The sequence below is a fragment of the Pelagovum pacificum genome, from assembly GCF_016134045.1.
Classification (GTDB): Bacteria; Pseudomonadota; Alphaproteobacteria; order Rhodobacterales; family Rhodobacteraceae; genus Oceanicola; species Oceanicola pacificus_A.
On record NZ_CP065915.1, the window covers coordinates 3,209,107 to 3,225,348 of the forward strand.

The window sequence follows — 16,242 nt, forward strand, 5'->3', positions numbered from 1 at the left end:
CATTCGGCAAGGCGGCGAACAGGACTGCGCCAGCGGGACGCAACCTCTCCGCTGCTGACGCATCCTGTCAGGAGAGTGCATTGCACGGCGACTCATCAGGGGTCACCATCCCTCTGCCCTTGAACCGTCGCCGCTGCGCGACATTCTAAGGGTATCTGTCCCGAGGATTACCATGCCGTTCGCCAACTCCGACACCACCATGCCGATGATGCAAGCCCCCGCGCCCGACGTGAAGAACCGGGACAAGCTGGAGGGCGGGCATCGCTTCGTCATGCACACGGAATACAGCGCGGCCGGCGACCAGCCGAACGCCATCCGGGAGCTCACCGCCGGGGTCGATGCCGGCGACCGCGACCAGGTGCTGCTTGGCGCGACGGGGACGGGCAAGACCTTCACCATGGCCAGGATCATCGAGGAAACTCAGCGCCCGGCGATCATCCTTGCGCCGAACAAGACGCTGGCCGCCCAGCTCTATGGTGAGTTCAAGAGTTTCTTCCCGGAGAACGCGGTCGAGTATTTCGTCAGCTTCTACGACTACTACCAGCCGGAGGCCTACGTTCCGCGCTCGGACACGTACATCGAGAAGGAATCGATGATCAACGACCAGATCGACCGGATGCGCCACTCGGCGACCCGGGCGCTGCTGGAGCGGGACGACGTGATCATCGTGGCCTCGGTCTCCTGCATCTACGGCATCGGCTCGGTCGAGACCTACGGCGCGATGACCCAGGACCTCGTGACCGGCAAGGAATACGATCAGCGGCAGGTGATGGCCGACCTCATCACCCAGCAATACAAGCGGAACGACCAGGCGTTCCAGCGCGGCACGTTCCGGGTTCGCGGCGACAGCCTGGAGATCTTTCCGGCGCACCTCGAGGACCGGGCCTGGCGGCTGTCGTTCTTCGGCGAGGAACTTGAGAGCATCACCGAGTTCGATCCGCTGACCGGCGAGCGGACCGGCAACTTCGACAGGATCCGCGTCTACGCCAACAGCCACTACGTCACCCCGAAACCGACGCTGAAGCAGGCCGTAATCTCCATCAAGAAGGAGCTGAAGCAGCGGCTCGACCAGTTGGTCGGCGAAGGCAAGCTGCTGGAGGCGCAGCGACTGGAGCAGCGAACCAACTTCGATATCGAGATGATCGAGGCGACGGGCGCCTGCAACGGGATCGAGAACTACTCGCGTTACCTCACGGGACGGGCGCCGGGCGAGCCGCCGCCGACGTTGTTCGAGTTCATTCCCGACAATGCCATCGTCTTCGCGGACGAAAGCCACGTATCCGTTCCGCAGATCGGCGGCATGTACCGGGGTGACTATCGCCGCAAGTTCACGCTGGCCGAGCATGGCTTCCGCCTGCCCTCCTGCATGGACAACCGGCCGCTGAAGTTCGAGGAATGGGACGCGATGCGGCCCCAGTCGGTCTATGTCTCCGCAACGCCCGGCAACTGGGAACTCGACCAGTCGGGCGGCGTGTTCGTGGAACAGGTGATCCGTCCGACCGGCCTTCTCGACCCGCAGGTCGAGATCCGCCCCGTCGAGATGCAGGTCGACGACCTGCTCGACGAAATCCGCAAGGTGACGCAGGACGGCTATCGCACGCTCTGTACCGTTCTGACCAAGCGCATGGCCGAGGACCTGACCGATTACCTGCACGAGCAGGGCATCAAGGTGCGCTACATGCACTCCGACATCGACACGCTGGAGCGGATCGAGATCCTGCGCGACCTGCGGCTCGGCGCGTTCGATGTACTTATCGGGATCAACCTGCTGCGCGAGGGGCTCGATATCCCCGAATGCGGACTGGTCGCGATCCTCGACGCCGACAAGGAAGGGTTTCTACGCTCGGAAACCTCGCTGATCCAGACCATCGGCCGCGCCGCGCGAAACGCTGACGGCCGGGTCATCATGTATGCAGACCGGATCACCGGGTCGATGGAGCGCGCGCTCAAAGAGACCGAGCGTCGCCGGGAAAAGCAGATCGCCTACAACACCGAACACGGGATCACTCCTGAAACGGTGCGCAAAAACGTCTCTGATGTGCTGGCCGGTCTCTACAAGGGCGACACGGACATGTCGCGCGTCACGGCCAAGGTCGATGCGCCGACCGGTGCGAACCTTCAGGCGGTGCTCGACGGGCTCCGCACGGATATGCGCAAGGCAGCCGAGAACCTAGAGTTCGAAGAGGCCGCCCGCCTCCGGGACGAGGTCAAGCGGCTGGAGACGGTCGACCTCGTCGTGAGCGACGACCCGATGGCGCGGCAGCAGGCCGTCGACAAGGCTGTCGAGAGCTCCCGCAAGTCGGAAGGGCGGTCCACCGCCGGCCGCGCCGGTCAGCGGGGCGGGAACGTGCAGCGTCGGAAGAAGCACTAGGGGGCGCGCCCCCTCACCCTGCCCTCTCCCCCGAGGGGAGAGGGTTTCGGCGCATTTTGAGCGGTTCGGAGACTGAACAACGCTTAGACTTGTGCCCCCCATCAACGCCCCGCGCGCCGCATAGCCCTCTCCCCCGAGGGGGAGAGGGTTGGGTGAGGGGTAAATAGTGCCACTTTTAGTTGTATTGCTCTGAGCGATTGCTACGTTAACCAAACATTAATTTTGGTTAACGAGGACACTGTGAAGAAAGCTCTAGTCGGCTGCCTGATGGCAGCAACGTTGCCCCTGCCAACGAGTGCGCAGGACGCTCCGACGTCCCAGCGCGAAAATATCCAGCTCGCCCAAGCATGTGACCCCAACTATTCCGGGGCCTGTGTTCCGATTGCCTCCGACGTCGACTGCGCCGGGGGCTCCGGCAATGGGCCGGCGTACGTGCGCGGGCCAGTCTATGTCATAGGGCGCGATATCTACGACCTCGACCGAAACAATGACGGAGTGGGCTGCGAGTAACGGCACCACTCAAGCCGAAGGTCAGGAATATCGTAATTGCCCGTTCGCCACGGGCGGGCAAACTCCTCGACATTGAAGGCGCCCATCGGCGCACCGATTTTTTCGAGGATCATGAAATGTTCAACCTGGCCGCCGGGCTCATACTCGCCCTGCTCACGTCCGCTATCGTCATCGTCGGCGATTACGTCATCAAGGTCGCCGCCGATGGCGGGCACCCGGTCTCTTCACGCCATGTCGTGTTTGGCGCCGCGCTCTATGCGGTCTCCGCAATCGTCTGGTTTCTCGCGATGCGGCACGTCAGCCTCGGGCAGGCCGCCGTGGCCTACTCGATGTTCACCCTGATCGGACTCTGCGTGATCGGGGCCGTCGCGTTTGACGAGCCGCTCAGCTTTCGGGAAATCGGCGCCATCGGGCTTGCCGTGGCGGCGATGGTACTGATGTCCCGCGCCTAGCCCGCGCCTTGCGAGACGGTGATATAGGCCATTTGGCCGTCGCCCCACGCGAAAACCTGGATGTAGAAATAGCCGTCGCCGTTGACGATCTGCTGCGCGATACCGCTGTATTTCGGCCCGTCAGCATAGAGCGACGGGAGCGACGCACGATGCCCCTGCGAGCCGAACCAGGGGTCTGCGCTGTCCCACTGCTGGCGGACGCCGTAGCGGTGGAAGTTGGCCCGGTCCTGCTGCAGGATCGCACCCGGAGAGGTAAGCCGCGTGCCGCTCGAGTTGTAGAGATCGGCCGCGCCGATGTAGGCGTAATAGCCGCCGATATTCTGCTGGGCGGCGGCCGGGAGCGCCAGTAGGGCCAGCCCCAGGGAGAGAAGAAATTTGCGCATGAAATCAGGATCCCTCTGAAATGACCGCATCGGACGGTGAGTCCTCGCTCTCGTGAGCTTACGTTAACGACGTAACAGGACAAGCGCGGGATAAATCATGTCCAAATCTGCCGTGAACGAGACAAACGAGGAGGCCCGCGAACTGGCGCGCAGGCTACTGCAGGGGGCCGGTCATGCCGCGCTTGCGGTCAACGATCCCGACGGCCCCGCGCCGCTCGCCTCGCGCGTGGCGATCATGGCGGACGAACGCGACGCGCTGATCCTCGTCTCGGACCTGTCGACGCACACGCGAGGATTGCGGTCGGACGGGAACTGCTCGCTGCTCATCGGAGAGCCGGGGCCCAAGGGCGACCCGCTCACGCACCCGCGCATGACCTTCATCGCGGAGGCTTTCGCGACGGACAAGCTGGCCCATCGCGAACGATGGCTCCAGCGGCACCCGCCGGCGAAGCTCTGGTTCGACTTCGCGGATTTCACGATGTTCCGGCTGACGCCCCGGCGCATCCTGCTGAATGGCGGCTTCGGCAAGGCCTATCACCTGATGCCCGAAGACCTCGATCCTCAGTAGGTGCAGTCGATCACGTCCCCGGAAACCGGCATGTCCCGAACGCATTCGATCAGGTCGTCGTAATCGTCGATCAGCGCGGCAGACGCTTCGGCGAGCTCACGATATTCGGCCTGGAGTTCGGCATATCGCGCCTGAAGCGCTTCCATCTGCTCCGCCACCGCGGCGATCTCAGCGGTACACTCGGTCACGTCCGAGCGGCAGGTGAACCCTTCGTGGTCGCACTGGATGCGGTCGAAACAGACCGCATTGTCTGACACGCATTGCCCCAACGCGCTGCAGACCGTTTCCCCCGCCTGAAGACAGACGCCGCTGTCGCCTTCGCTACAGCTGAAGGACTGGGCCTGCGCGAGACTGCCGACGAAACCGAGGAAGGCGATCACGGCGGACAGGCCGAGGGAACGTATCATGCTGAAACTCCATCAGGATCCGGAAGGCACGTTGCCCAGACCGAGCGACGCGAGCATGGCACGAACGCGGCTTTCACTTGTCATTCGCATACCCCCGGCAGGATCGAAGCCGGGCAGAGAGGACGAAGAAGCTTCCGAACAGCTGCCGTGGACCTCCGACACCTCCGTCTCGCGGACGAGCGCGGCGACGTTGTCGGGCGTCACGCCGCCTCCCGGCATGACGGTGATCCGGCCGGCGGCGTGGTCTACCATCTCCGCGATCGCCTTCGCCCCGGCTGGCGCATCCGACGCTCCGCCGGAGGTCAGCACCCGCGCGATGCCGAGGTCGATCGCGATGTCGAGCGCGGCAAGCCGATCTGGCACGAGGTCGATGACCCGGTGGAGCGTGACCTCCAGCCCGTCGGCCGCATCGACCAACTGGGCCAGCCGCTCACCATCGAGCGTGCCGTCCTCCCGCTGAACCCCAATGACGACCCCGGTCAGTCCGGCGTCCCGGGCCGCGTCGATATCGCGCTGCATCACACGCATCTCGGCGGCATCGAAGTAGAAATGCCCGGCCCGCGGTCGGATCATCACCATCGTGGGAATGTCGAGCGCGGCGACCTCGGCCATCAGCCCCACCGAGGGCGTGATCCCGCCCTCCGACAAGGCAGCGCAGAGTTCCAGCCGATGCGCGCCACCGCGCTTCGCCGCCATCGCGCCCGAGATCGTCTCGACGCAGACTTCCAGCTTCATGTCGTCACCCCACTTCTGTCCCTGCCCGTCTGCGCTACATTCCAGTCGCACCGGTCACTGGCAAGGGAGGTTCCGGCAGATGACGGTCACGCTGATCCTCGGCGCCGCTGTCTGGGCGGATGGCCCGTCCCCCACGCTGAAGCGGCGGACCCTCCATGCCGCCCGCCTGTTTCACGATGGCGTCGCATCGCACCTTGTCCCCTGCGGTGGCGTCGGACGCGTCGGCCCGGCCGAGGCAGAGGTCATGCGCGACCTCCTCATATCGGAAGGTGTGCCGCCCGACGCGATCACGCCGGAGGCGCTGTCCACCTCGACCTGGGAGAATATCGGCTTCGCGTGTCCGATCCTCGATCGGTTGCGGACGAAGGACGTGCTGATCGTCTCCGACCGGTATCATCTGCCACGCGCCCGGCTGGCCGCGCGGCGCTTCGGCCTGCGGGCGACGGGCGCACCGACGCCTTGGCAGGGCGCAAATCCGAAAGAGCAACTTCGACAGTCGGTGCGCGAAGTGCCGGCCATCGCGTGGTATCTCGTCCGGCGCACCGATCTTCCCGTGCCGACTTAACCCAGCCTTAACCGAGATTGCGGTAGCTCCGGGCGACATAACCCGGAGGTCAGATGCCGTTCCACGCTCTTGTCATACTGTTCCTGACGTTCGCGACTTCGGCCAATGCCGGCCCGTGGCTCAGGGAGAAGGGCGCGGTCTTCCTGTCGTTCGGGGCCAATGTCGCGATCTCCGACAGCGCGGTGCGGCCGGTGCACTGGGATCCGACAGTGTTCCTCGAATACGGGCTGACGGAGCGGCTGACCGTGGGCTTCGACCTCTACATTGCCAACGGCGACGAAGAGCAGACCGCCGGCGTCTTCGCGCGCTACCCGCTGCGCGAGGGGGATCTGACGTGGCCCGTGTCGGCGACAGTGGGATACGGCCTGCGCCATGACCGGACCGAGGCCACACTGGAGGAAATCCTGCGCTTCGGCGTGTCGACCGGCCGCGGCCTGCCGCGCGGATGGGTGGCCATCGACGCCGCCGCGATCCAGCCGCTCGTCGAGGCGCCACTCGAAGCGAAGCTCGACGTCACGTGGGGGCGCGAGGTTGCGCCGCGCATGACGACGATCCTCCAACTCCAGACCGGTATCGGCACCGCCGGCGATTTCTATGCCAAGGCGGCGCCGTCGGTGCTGCTCTCAGTGAACGAGCGCCTCCGGTTCGAGGTCGGCGCGGTTCAGGCCCTGACCGGCGATCTCGGCACGGGGTTGCGCATCGCGGCATGGCTGGACTTCTGACGGTTCTTGACACTCCGCCCCGTGCAAGCCACATATCGCGCCGTTGGGGCCGTAGCTCAGTTGGGAGAGCGCGTCGTTCGCAATGACGAGGTCAGGGGTTCGATCCCCCTCGGCTCCACCAATTCCCTCCCGAGACAACGACTGCCGCCCCCGCAAAGCGGATGCTCCGGCTTTCGGGCCGTCGACTCTGTTGATGGGGAACGAGGGTGCAGTCTGACGCGCCGGGCGTCCATTCGTCATTGTAGCTGGTCGGGCGCTTCCTTAGCTTCTTCATGCAAGGAGGACGCATCATCATGAGTGACAAACCCCAAGGATTCGACACGCTCGCCGTTCACGCCGGGACAGAGCCCGACCCCGCGACCGGCGCGCGGCAGGTGCCGATCTATCAATCCACGTCCTACGTGTTTCGCGATGCGGACCACGCGGCCCGGCTCTTCAACCTTGAGGAAGTCGGCTACATCTATTCGCGCCTGACGAACCCGACGGTGAACGCGCTGGCGAACCGTGTCGCGGCGCTCGAGGGTGCGGCGGGCGGCATCGGCTGTTCTTCCGGGCACGCCGCTCAGATCATGGCGCTGTTCCCGCTGATGGGACCGGGCTGCAACATCGTGGTGTCCTCGCGGCTCTACGGCGGGACGATCACCCAGTTCAGCCAGACGATCCGCCGGTTCGGCTGGTCGGCGACCTTCGTCGATACCGACGACCTCGACGCCGTGAAAGGCGCCATCGACGACAAGACCCGCGCCGTCTTCTGCGAGACGATCGCCAATCCGGGCGGCTACGTCTCCGACCTCGACGCGCTGGCGAAGATCGCGGACGAGGCGGGTGTCCCGCTGATCGTCGACAACACGACGGCCACGCCGTACCTCTGCAAGCCGATCGATCACGGCGCGACGCTGGTCGTGCATTCGGCGACGAAATACATGACGGGCAACGGCACCGTGACCGGCGGCATCGTGGTCGATTCGGGGAACTTCGACTGGTCCGCTTCGGACAAGTTCCCGTCGCTGTCGCAGCCCGAGCCCGCTTATCATGGTCTGACCTTCCATGCGGCGCTCGGTCCGATGGCCTTCACGTTCCACTCCATCGCTGTCGGCCTCCGCGACCTCGGCATGACGATGAACCCGCAAGGCGCGCACTACACGCTGATGGGGATCGAGACGCTGGGCCTTCGAATGCAGCGCCACATCGAGAACGCCAAGACCGTTGCCGAGTGGCTGGAGAAGGACCCGCGGATCGAAAAGGTGACCTACGCCGGTCTGCCCTCCTCGCCCTATGCCGAGCGTGCCGGGCGGATCGTGCCGAAGGGCGCGGGCGCGCTGTTCACCATGTCGGTGAAGGGCGGCTACGATGCTTGCGTGAAGCTGGTCGACAGCCTGAAGCTGTTCAGCCACGTCGCCAACCTCGGCGACACGCGCAGCCTCATCATCCACCCGGCCTCGACCACGCACCGGCAACTTGAAGAAGAGCAGCAGATCAAGGCGGGCGCCGCGCCCGACGTGGTGCGCCTGTCGATCGGTATCGAGGATGTCGACGACATCATTGCAGACCTCGATCAAGGCCTCGCCACCGCGACGGCCTGAACGAAGAAGGCCGGCCCATCGATGGGCCGGCCTTTCTATTCCATCCCGACTGAGGCGCCTCAGTTCACGTCGAGGCAGACGTACTTCAGATCGGTGAACGCTTCGAGCCCGTGGCGAGAGCCCTCGCGCCCCATCCCCGACTGCTTGATGCCACCGAAGGGGATCGGTGCGCCGGTCAGCTTGGCGCGGTTCACGGCGACCATGCCATATTCCAGCATCTTCGGCAGACGCAGCGCGCGACCGGCGTTCTCGGTGAGCACGTAAGCGACGAGGCCGTACTCGCTGTCGTTGGCGCGCGCGACCACTTCCGCTTCCGTGTCGAACATCGCGATGGGCGCGACGGGGGCGAAGGTTTCTTCCCGCATGATAAGCGCGTCGTCGGGCACATCGGCCAGCGCGACCGGCGCGACCATCAGCTGACCGTCGTCGACGTCGGCCTCCGCGATCAGCCGGGCGCCCTTGGCGAGCGCATCCTCGACATGCGCACGCGCCTTGTCGACGGCACCCTGGTGCATCATCGGGCCGATTTCGTTGACCGGATCCATGCCGTTGCCGACCTTCAGCGCCTCGACCCGTTCGGCGAAGGCTGTGCAGAAAGCATCGTAGACGCCGCGCTGCACGTAGATGCGATTCACCGCCAGGCAGTCCTGCCCGGAGGTCGCGAACTTCGCCGCGATGGCGACGTCGACGGCCTTTTCAATGTCGGCATCGTCGAACACGATGAAGGGCGCGTGACCGCCAAGCTCCAGCAACAGGCGCTTCAGCGTCGGCGCGCATTGGACCGCGATCTTGCGTCCGATCTCGGTGGAGCCGGTGAAGCTGACCACGCGCACGCGACGGTCGGAGGTGAAGACCTCGCCGATTTCTGCCGGATCGCCGGTCAGGACATTGAAGACACCCGCAGGCACGCCGGCACGCTCCGCCAGCTCGGCAAGAGCGAGCGCCGACAGCGGCGCGTGAGAGGCGACGTGCGCCACGACCGTGCAGCCGGCGGCCAGCGCGGCGCCGGCCTTGCGGGCCAGCATGGCGGACGGGAAGTTCCACGGCGTAAACAGCGCGGCGACGCCGAGCGGCTCCCGCGACAGGGCCATGTGCGCCCCGTCGAGGTGCGAGGTCACGGTTTCCACGTTCATGCGCTTCGCCTCTTCGGCGAACCACTCGATGAAGGAAGCACCGTAGCCGATCTCGCCGAGGCTTTCGGCCAGCGGCTTGCCCTGCTCCATCGTCATGATGAGCGCGAGGTCTTCGCGTGCCTCGAGGATCAGGTCGTGCCAGCGGCGCAGGATGAGCGCGCGGTCCTGGGGCAGCATGGCCTTCCATGCCGGCAGCGCGTCGGACGCGGCATCGACCGCCTGACGCGCCTCGTCGCCGCCCAGCGCGGCGACCTTGGCGACGGCGGCCCCGTCGTAGGGGTTGCGGACATCGAAGGAAGCGTCATCCCGGGCATGGACCCAGGCACCGCCGACGTAGGCACTCGTCCGAAGCAGCGCCGTGTCGGCAAGGCTGTTCAGCGGGTCGGCGATCGGTGTTCTGGCGAGCAGCATGGACGTCTCCTGCATGAGTTTGGCCGAGCGGCGCGTGGCCGGGCCACGGTCGTTTCGGCAGAATGATCCGGCGGCGTGGGGCCGGGCGTGTCAGGGGGTTCGAGGGCAGCGGACCGGAGCGCGTGACCCCGTAGCCTTACCCTACACTTTCATGGGCGCAGCTTTTCTGCCAACTTCACAGAAGCTTCGCCGGTTTCTGGCGTCAGGGCGCATCGTCACGCAGGAAGTCGGATGGAACTGGACAAGATCGACATCAGCCTCCTGCGCGAACTCCAGCGCGACAACCGGCTGACGTCGGATCAGCTCAGCGCGGCGGTCAACCTTTCCCCGACAGCGGTTCAACGCAGGCTGAAGCGGCTGCGTTCCGAAGGCGTCATCGAGCGGGACGTCGCCATCGTCTCACCCAAGGCGGTCGGCCGGCCGATCACGATGATCGTGATGGTCACTCTGGAGCGTGAGCGCAGCACGATCATTTCGCGCTTCAAGGAAGCGATCCGCGACGCCCCCGAGATCATGAGCGGCTATTACGTGACGGGGGAGTCCGATTTCATCCTCGTCATCACGTCGCGCAGCATGGACGACTACGAAGCCTTCACCACGCGCTTCTTCTATGAGAACCCCGACATCAAGGGCTTCAAGACACACGTGGTCATGGATCGGGTGAAAAGCGGTTTCGAACTGCCGCTTGACGAGCTCTGATCGCGGTCAGGCCTCGGCCGCGGCGCCCCTGAGGATTGGCAGCGTCCGGGGATGTGCACCGACCGCATCCGCGAGCGAGAACCGGTCGAGCGACTTGTAGAAGGCCATCTTCGCTTCGTTCAGCCCGCGCACCAGACCGCAGCTGCCGAGCAGGATGCAGGTGGAGCAATCCACCATCTGCGTGTCGCCTTCCATGTAACGGGCGAGTTCGCCAACGCGGATTTCTTCCGCCGGACGGGCGAGGCTGATGCCCCCTGACCGGCCGCGTGTGCTTTGCAGGAAGCCGCCGTCCACCAGTTTGCGCACCACCTTCATCAGGTTCGGGTGCGACAGGCGGTGCGCCTTCGAGATCTCGGCGATGTTCACCAGTCTTTCCGGGTGGGCTGCAAGGTAGAGACAGCTCCGGAGAGCGTAATCAGTGAACTTGGTAAGGTGCATCGTAAGGGGCCAATCCAAAAGGACGTTCCAAAAGCTGTCGAAAGTTTGGACTTAGGTCAATAACGGCTTCTGGTGACGCTTAACGAGGCTCGGCGCGCATGTTTTGCACGCAACATCCTCCGCGCAAGCGCTTGGGTCATGTAGGATTGGGCCAAAGGCATCGGACGGACGGCCTGCCCCGCCCCGTAGTTGTAGCAATTGCTGATCTTCACGTTTCCGCAAGGACGCCGGGGATCGTGAACGACCCTGGGCAAGAGCGCCGTCTAGGACGGATGCGCGACACAGTCCGCAGGGCTCGCAGTTCCCAGGACATCGAATCCACCAGACCCCTCCTGATTCGCTGACGGGCCGGTACGGCTGCGAGCGAAGTCGCTCTGACGAGCCCGGCCCCACGCGATGTTGAACCACACACCCTTTAAAACGGCGGGCTTCCGCGCCTTCGGCCGGGGATCCAGAGTTGCCGCGCCCTTGGCCTGCGGGATAGTGTGCCGCGCATGGCTGGGGACATTTCTCGAAGAGCGTTTCTGAGCGCGATCGCGGCGGCTGCCGGACAGGCGGCGCTGGCGGATGCACCGCTCACATCGCTGCGCCCGCAGGGACGACCGTCCGCTGACGGACAAGTGTCGGACTTCGATCCGGGCGCCACTGCGCCGGTCGCGCGTCCGTCGCTCGAACAGATCGTGGCCGACAGCCGGGTGACCGGTAGCGTATCGCTGTCCGTTTCCGACCTGTCGTCGGGCGAAGAACTCGAGTCCCTCGAAGGGGAATCCGGCCTCCCGCCAGCGTCGGTGACCAAGTCGCTCACTGCCGTCTACGCACTCGAGCATCTTGGCCCTGACCACCGGTTCGCGACGCGCCTGCTGGCGACCGCGCCAGTCGTGGACGGCACCCTCGACGGGGACCTGATCCTCGCCGGAAGCGGCAATCCCACCTTGGCGACGGACGACCTGGCGACGCTGGCCGCCGACCTGAAGGCGGCGGGGGTGCTGGAGGTCACGGGGCGTTTCCTCGTCTACGGCAATGCCCTGCCCTACGAGGACGAAATCGATCCCGGTCAGCTCGACCACCTCGGCTACAATCCGGCTGTGTCGGGGCTGAATTTGAATTACAACCGTGTCCACTTCGAATGGGCGCGGCAGGGCAGCGACTACACGGTCGGTCTCGACGCCCGCAGCGATACGCTCCGCCCGACGGTGTCGACCGCGCGGATGACGGTCGTGGACCGGGGGTCGCCCGTCTATACCTACACGACTTCGAACGACATCGATGAATGGACAGTCGCACGCTCTCAGTTGGGCGATGGCGGTTCCCGCTGGCTGCCGGTGCGCCAGCCCGCGCTCTATGCCGGCGACGTGTTCCGGACCCTCGCGCGCAGCCACGGCATCCTGCTGTCCGACGCCCAAAAGGTCATGGAACTGCCCGAGGGCACGGAACTGGCCCGGCACGAGAGCGAGCCACTGGTCGACATCCTCGAAGACATGTTGCGCTGGTCGACCAACCTGACCGCGGAAGTCGTCGGCCTCGCTGCGACTGCCGCCTCCTCCGGTCGCCCTGAGACGATCGAAGCATCCGCGCAGGCGATGAGCGGCTGGCTGGAGCGGTCGTTCGGCGTCGCGAGCAGCTTCGTCGATCACTCCGGCCTCGGCGACGAGAACCGAATCTCCGCAATCGAGATGGTGAAATACCTGACCGCCGACGGCGTGAAGGAGCGGCTCTACCCGATCCTGAAGGTCCACGACCTGAAGGATGACGAAGGCGCGCCGATCCAGAACTATCCGGCCGATGTCCGTGCGAAGACGGGCACGCTGAACTTCGTCAGCGCGCTTGCCGGGTACATCACGACGGCGGAGGGCAACGACCTCGCCTTCGCAATCTTCTGCGGCGATATGGAGCGTCGGGAAGCATCGAAGTTGACCAACGACGAAATTCCCGAAGGCTCCCGGTACTTCAATGGCACCGCAAAGGGGCTGCAGCAGGATCTGCTGCAGCGCTGGGGCCTGATCTATTCAGGCTGAAAACGCTCAGACCTTGGCGCGGTCGCCGCGCGGGCCGAAGATCAGCCAAGCGATGAAGCCAAGCACCGGCAACACTACGATCGCGAGTGTCCAGATCAGCTTCGACAGGGTCGACGCGCTGGACGTCAGCACGTTGAAGATGGCGTAGATGTCGGCGACCAGAACAATGGCGCCGAAGAAGCCCAATTCTGCAGTCATGTGTTTCGTCCTTTCGAAGTCTCAGTCGAAAGGTGAACAACGTCGCCTGACACAAGGTTCCGCGGGCTAGAGCGTCATCCAGCGTGCCCGCGCCCCGCGTTCGATCGCGGCGGCGTGGAGCCGGTCGAGACCCAGCTCATAGCGGATTTCCTCGAGAATGCGCTGCTCGGTCTGGCCGACGACACCGTCCACCGCGGCGACGTCGCAGGCGAGCGCGTAGGCTGTTTCGAACAGTTTTTCCGGCAGCGAGCCGCGAACGAGACCGAACAGAGCGTCGAGCCCGTCTTCCTGTTCCAGCAGGTCGAACACCATCGAGGCCACGCGTTGAAGGTTGTCGGTATCGTAATCGGCGAAGACCGGCAGGTGGTTGATCTGGTTGGTGATCTCGAGAAGTTCCGCCGTGCGGATGTTCTCGTCCGAGGCGGAAGTCACCATCATCACGGCGACAAGGCAGTCCTGGGCCGACAGGGAAGTCGTATCGTCCATGTGAGAAGTCATCCTTTGCTGTCCGGGACTACTTATTGACGCGCTGAGCCTGTCGCAATAGGAGGTCTTCCGCCCTCCTGACCCTTTAGGTGAAACCCATGTCCGATCTGCGTGACGCCGCGATGACTTCCAAAGCCTGGCCCTTCGAAGAAGCGCGCCGGCTGCTCAAGCGCTACGAGTCCGACAAGGAAAAGAAGGGCTACGTGCTGTTCGAGACGGGCTACGGCCCCTCTGGCCTGCCCCACATCGGGACCTTCGGCGAGGTGCTGCGCACCACGATGATCCGCCGCGCGTTCGAGGTGATCTCGGATGTGCCGACGCGGCTCATCTGTTTCTCCGACGACCTCGACGGAATGCGCAAGGTGCCCGAGAACGTCCCGAACCCCGACGCGCTGCGCGAGCATCTGCAGAAGCCGCTGACTTCCGTGCCCGATCCGTTCGGCACGCATGACAGCTTCGGCCACCACAACAACGCGATGCTGCGCCGTTTCCTCGACACTTTCGGGTTCGAGTACGAGTTCTACTCGGCGACCGAGTTCTACGGCGACGGCAAGTTCGACGAGGTGCTGAAGCGCGCCTGTGAACGTTACGACGACGTGATGGCGGTCATGCTGAAGTCGCTGCGCGAAGAGCGGCGGCAGACCTACTCCATCTTCCTGCCGATCCACCCCGAGACCGGCCGCGTCCTGTATGTGCCCATGAAGTCCGTCGATCCGGTGAATCATACCATCACTTTCGACGACGAGGATGGCCGCGAGTGGACCCTGCCTGTCACCGGCGGCAACGTTAAGCTTCAGTGGAAGCCCGACTTCGGCGCCCGCTGGGCCGCGCTCGGCGTCGATTTCGAGATGTACGGCAAGGACCACTCGACCAACACGCCGATCTACGACCGCATCTGCGAGATCCTCGGTGGTCGCAAACCGGAGCATTTCACCTACGAGCTGTTCCTCGACGACAGCGGGCACAAGATCTCCAAGTCCTCCGGCAATGGTCTCTCGATCGACGAGTGGCTGACCTACGCCAGCACCGAGAGCCTGAGTTACTACATGTTCCTCAAGCCGAAGACGGCGAAGCGTCTGCATTTCGACGTGATCCCGAAGGCGGTGGACGAGTATCACCAGCAGCTGCGCGCCTATGCCGATCAGGACGCGACGCAACGGATGGCAAACCCGGTGTTCCACATCCACGGCCACAACGTGCCGGCCTCGACCATGGTTGTCAGTTTCTCGATGCTGCTGAACCTCGCCTCCGTCGCCGGGGCCGAGGACAAGGAGCAGCTCTGGGGCTTCATCCGGCGCTATGCGCCCGAGGCCTCGTCGGAGAACAACCCCGACCTCGACCAGGCCGCGGGCTTTGCCGTGCGCTACTACAACGACTTCGTGAAGCCGACGAAGACCTATCGCCTGCCCGACGACCGGGAGCGTGCCGCGCTCGTCGACCTGCGCGACCGGCTTGCGGTGTGGGACGGCGGGCTCGACGCGGAAGAACTGCAGAGCATGGTCTTCGCCGTCGGCAAGGCGCACGAGTTCGAGCCGCTGCGCGCGTGGTTCTCGACGCTGTACGAAGTGCTGCTCGGCGCGAGCCAAGGGCCGCGCTTCGGCGGGTTCATCGCGCTCTACGGCGTGGACGAGACGGTCGCGCTGATCGACGCCGCACTCGAGGGCAAGCTCGCTCAGGCCGCCTGAGCGTCGCGCAGCTCCCACCAGGTCTGCCAGCGGCCGACGAGCGCTTTGGGCTTGTCGGCCAGCAGCCTCTGCCCCAGGGGCAGGGCGATCGCTTCGAGGCGGTCCCGTTCGTCCGACAACAGCGACGACATGGCCTTGCGGTCCTTGTCGGGCAGCGAAAGCTCTTCGAGGTGCGCGTCCAGCACATCGAGGTCATGCCGGTCGCCCAGTATCCGGGCGAGCTGCTTCGCCGCGCGCTGATGGACGTCAAAGAAGCCGGGCCACGTCGGTGACAGCAGTCGCGCGTGGTAACGGTGGTATTTCACGCGCTTGCGCCACTCATGCAGGGTTTCACCGTTCGGTTCGTCGAGCGCGCGCTTGAGCCCCTTGCGCGCTCGTTTGTAGGTGAGCATCAGTCCCGGCTCCATCGCCTCCCAGCCATCTGCCTCCAGCGTCCAGTCCGGCAGGGCCGAGCGGACGGTTTCAAGCGCGGTGAGCAGAGTCGTGAAGCGGTCCCAGGTTTCCGGATCGGTTAGCAGCAGGCGTCGCCGTTCGACCAGGTCCTTGCGTGCCTCGGTGAGGTCGACGCCGGCCTCGCGGGCGGCGGGTTCTATTCCGTCTAGCGCTTCCAGTACCGCGACCGCGTCACGGTAGTCCGCGACAAGCCGGGTGTTGTCGCGCAAATACCGGTTCTCGGTCTGGTAGCCGGGGAACGACGACCGCACCAGCCGCAGAAGCGCGCGCAGCTTCTTGATCCGCTTGCGGGCGTCATGCACCGCCTCGTCCGGATCATCTTCGGGCATGTCCCGAAGGGCATCTATCGCAGAGCCGACCTGATCGGTCGCGATGCGCCGGAACAGCGTGCCGACGCTGTGGTCGGTGGTTGCGATCTTGTATGTCAT

General features: G+C 64.9%; 17 protein-coding genes and 1 tRNA gene. 10 read left to right on the forward strand and 8 right to left on the reverse strand.

Going from position 1 to position 16,242, the window contains the following annotated elements; translation table 11 throughout:
* The first annotated feature begins 172 nt into the window (after positions 1–172).
* Positions 173–2,371: an excinuclease ABC subunit UvrB gene (uvrB, locus tag I8N54_RS15655; RefSeq protein ID WP_140196171.1), complete on the forward strand. Its 2,199-nt coding sequence runs from the start codon at positions 173–175 to the stop codon at positions 2,369–2,371.
* A 626-nt stretch (positions 2,372–2,997) separates the two neighbouring features.
* Positions 2,998–3,333, forward strand: a complete 336-nt coding sequence (locus I8N54_RS15660) for a hypothetical protein (protein ID WP_140196173.1) — start codon at positions 2,998–3,000, stop codon at positions 3,331–3,333.
* On the opposite strand, the gene I8N54_RS15665 is transcribed toward I8N54_RS15660, so the two are convergent.
* A complete protein-coding gene (locus I8N54_RS15665) occupies positions 3,330–3,716 on the reverse strand; it encodes a hypothetical protein (protein WP_140196175.1) in 387 nt (128 codons plus the stop codon). The two genes, I8N54_RS15660 and I8N54_RS15665, sit on opposite strands and share 4 nt — an antisense overlap.
* Positions 3,717–3,813: 97 nt before the next feature.
* On the opposite strand from I8N54_RS15665, the gene I8N54_RS15670 reads away from it, so the two are divergent.
* Entirely contained in the window at positions 3,814–4,284 is a 471-nt protein-coding gene (locus I8N54_RS15670; protein ID WP_140196177.1) for a HugZ family pyridoxamine 5'-phosphate oxidase, read from the forward strand.
* Here I8N54_RS15670 and I8N54_RS15675 read toward each other — a convergent pair.
* Together I8N54_RS15675 and I8N54_RS15680 are read right to left on the reverse strand one after the other, a co-directional pair.
* Positions 4,278–4,691, reverse strand: a complete 414-nt coding sequence (locus I8N54_RS15675) for a hypothetical protein (RefSeq protein WP_140196179.1) — start codon at positions 4,689–4,691, stop codon at positions 4,278–4,280. The genes I8N54_RS15670 and I8N54_RS15675 overlap by 7 nt on opposite strands.
* 12 nt (positions 4,692–4,703) lie before the next feature.
* Positions 4,704–5,426 (reverse strand): copper homeostasis protein CutC, encoded by a 723-nt coding sequence (locus I8N54_RS15680; protein ID WP_140196181.1) that lies wholly within the window; start codon positions 5,424–5,426, stop codon positions 4,704–4,706.
* 79 nt (positions 5,427–5,505) lie between these two features.
* Here I8N54_RS15680 and I8N54_RS15685 point away from each other — a divergent pair, with 79 nt between their 5' ends.
* From I8N54_RS15685 to I8N54_RS15700, 4 genes are all read left to right on the forward strand, one after another.
* Positions 5,506–5,991 (forward strand): YdcF family protein, encoded by a 486-nt coding sequence (locus I8N54_RS15685; protein WP_140196183.1) that lies wholly within the window; start codon positions 5,506–5,508, stop codon positions 5,989–5,991.
* A 53-nt stretch (positions 5,992–6,044) separates the two neighbouring features.
* Entirely contained in the window at positions 6,045–6,713 is a 669-nt protein-coding gene (locus I8N54_RS15690; RefSeq protein ID WP_140196184.1) for a hypothetical protein, read from the forward strand.
* Between the two features lie 45 nt (positions 6,714–6,758).
* A tRNA-Ala gene (locus I8N54_RS15695) sits at positions 6,759–6,834 on the forward strand.
* Between the two features lie 172 nt (positions 6,835–7,006).
* Complete coding sequence (locus I8N54_RS15700; RefSeq protein ID WP_197097632.1) at positions 7,007–8,296, forward strand: O-acetylhomoserine aminocarboxypropyltransferase/cysteine synthase family protein; 1,290 nt, start codon at positions 7,007–7,009, stop codon at positions 8,294–8,296.
* A gap of 59 nt (positions 8,297–8,355) precedes the next feature.
* On the opposite strand, the gene I8N54_RS15705 is transcribed toward I8N54_RS15700, so the two are convergent.
* The gene (locus I8N54_RS15705; protein WP_140196185.1) at positions 8,356–9,840 is read right to left on the reverse strand and encodes an NAD-dependent succinate-semialdehyde dehydrogenase; all 1,485 of its coding nucleotides are present in this window, start codon (positions 9,838–9,840) and stop codon (positions 8,356–8,358) included.
* 231 nt (positions 9,841–10,071) lie between these two features.
* Here I8N54_RS15705 and I8N54_RS15710 point away from each other — a divergent pair, with 231 nt between their 5' ends.
* Positions 10,072–10,539, forward strand: a complete 468-nt coding sequence (locus I8N54_RS15710) for an Lrp/AsnC family transcriptional regulator (protein ID WP_140196186.1) — start codon at positions 10,072–10,074, stop codon at positions 10,537–10,539.
* A gap of 6 nt (positions 10,540–10,545) precedes the next feature.
* Here the strand turns inward: I8N54_RS15710 and I8N54_RS15715 are convergent, their stop codons facing one another.
* Positions 10,546–10,977, reverse strand: a complete 432-nt coding sequence (locus I8N54_RS15715) for an RrF2 family transcriptional regulator (RefSeq protein ID WP_140196187.1) — start codon at positions 10,975–10,977, stop codon at positions 10,546–10,548.
* Positions 10,978–11,471: 494 nt separating this feature from the next.
* Here I8N54_RS15715 and dacB point away from each other — a divergent pair, with 494 nt between their 5' ends.
* Positions 11,472–12,992, forward strand: coding sequence for a D-alanyl-D-alanine carboxypeptidase/D-alanyl-D-alanine endopeptidase (gene dacB, locus I8N54_RS15720; RefSeq protein WP_140196188.1), 1,521 nt, complete (start codon positions 11,472–11,474; stop codon positions 12,990–12,992).
* A 6-nt stretch (positions 12,993–12,998) separates the two neighbouring features.
* Here the strand turns inward: dacB and I8N54_RS15725 are convergent, their stop codons facing one another.
* Together I8N54_RS15725 and I8N54_RS15730 are read right to left on the reverse strand one after the other, a co-directional pair.
* The gene (locus I8N54_RS15725; protein ID WP_140196189.1) at positions 12,999–13,190 is read right to left on the reverse strand and encodes a PLDc N-terminal domain-containing protein; all 192 of its coding nucleotides are present in this window, start codon (positions 13,188–13,190) and stop codon (positions 12,999–13,001) included.
* 66 nt (positions 13,191–13,256) lie between these two features.
* The gene (locus tag I8N54_RS15730; RefSeq protein WP_140196190.1) at positions 13,257–13,676 is read right to left on the reverse strand and encodes a tellurite resistance TerB family protein; all 420 of its coding nucleotides are present in this window, start codon (positions 13,674–13,676) and stop codon (positions 13,257–13,259) included.
* A 98-nt stretch (positions 13,677–13,774) separates the two neighbouring features.
* Here I8N54_RS15730 and I8N54_RS15735 point away from each other — a divergent pair, with 98 nt between their 5' ends.
* Positions 13,775–15,361, forward strand: coding sequence for a lysine--tRNA ligase (locus I8N54_RS15735; RefSeq protein WP_140196191.1), 1,587 nt, complete (start codon positions 13,775–13,777; stop codon positions 15,359–15,361).
* Here I8N54_RS15735 and I8N54_RS15740 read toward each other — a convergent pair.
* Positions 15,349–16,242, reverse strand: a complete 894-nt coding sequence (locus tag I8N54_RS15740; protein WP_197097634.1) for a CHAD domain-containing protein — start codon at positions 16,240–16,242, stop codon at positions 15,349–15,351. The genes I8N54_RS15735 and I8N54_RS15740 overlap by 13 nt on opposite strands.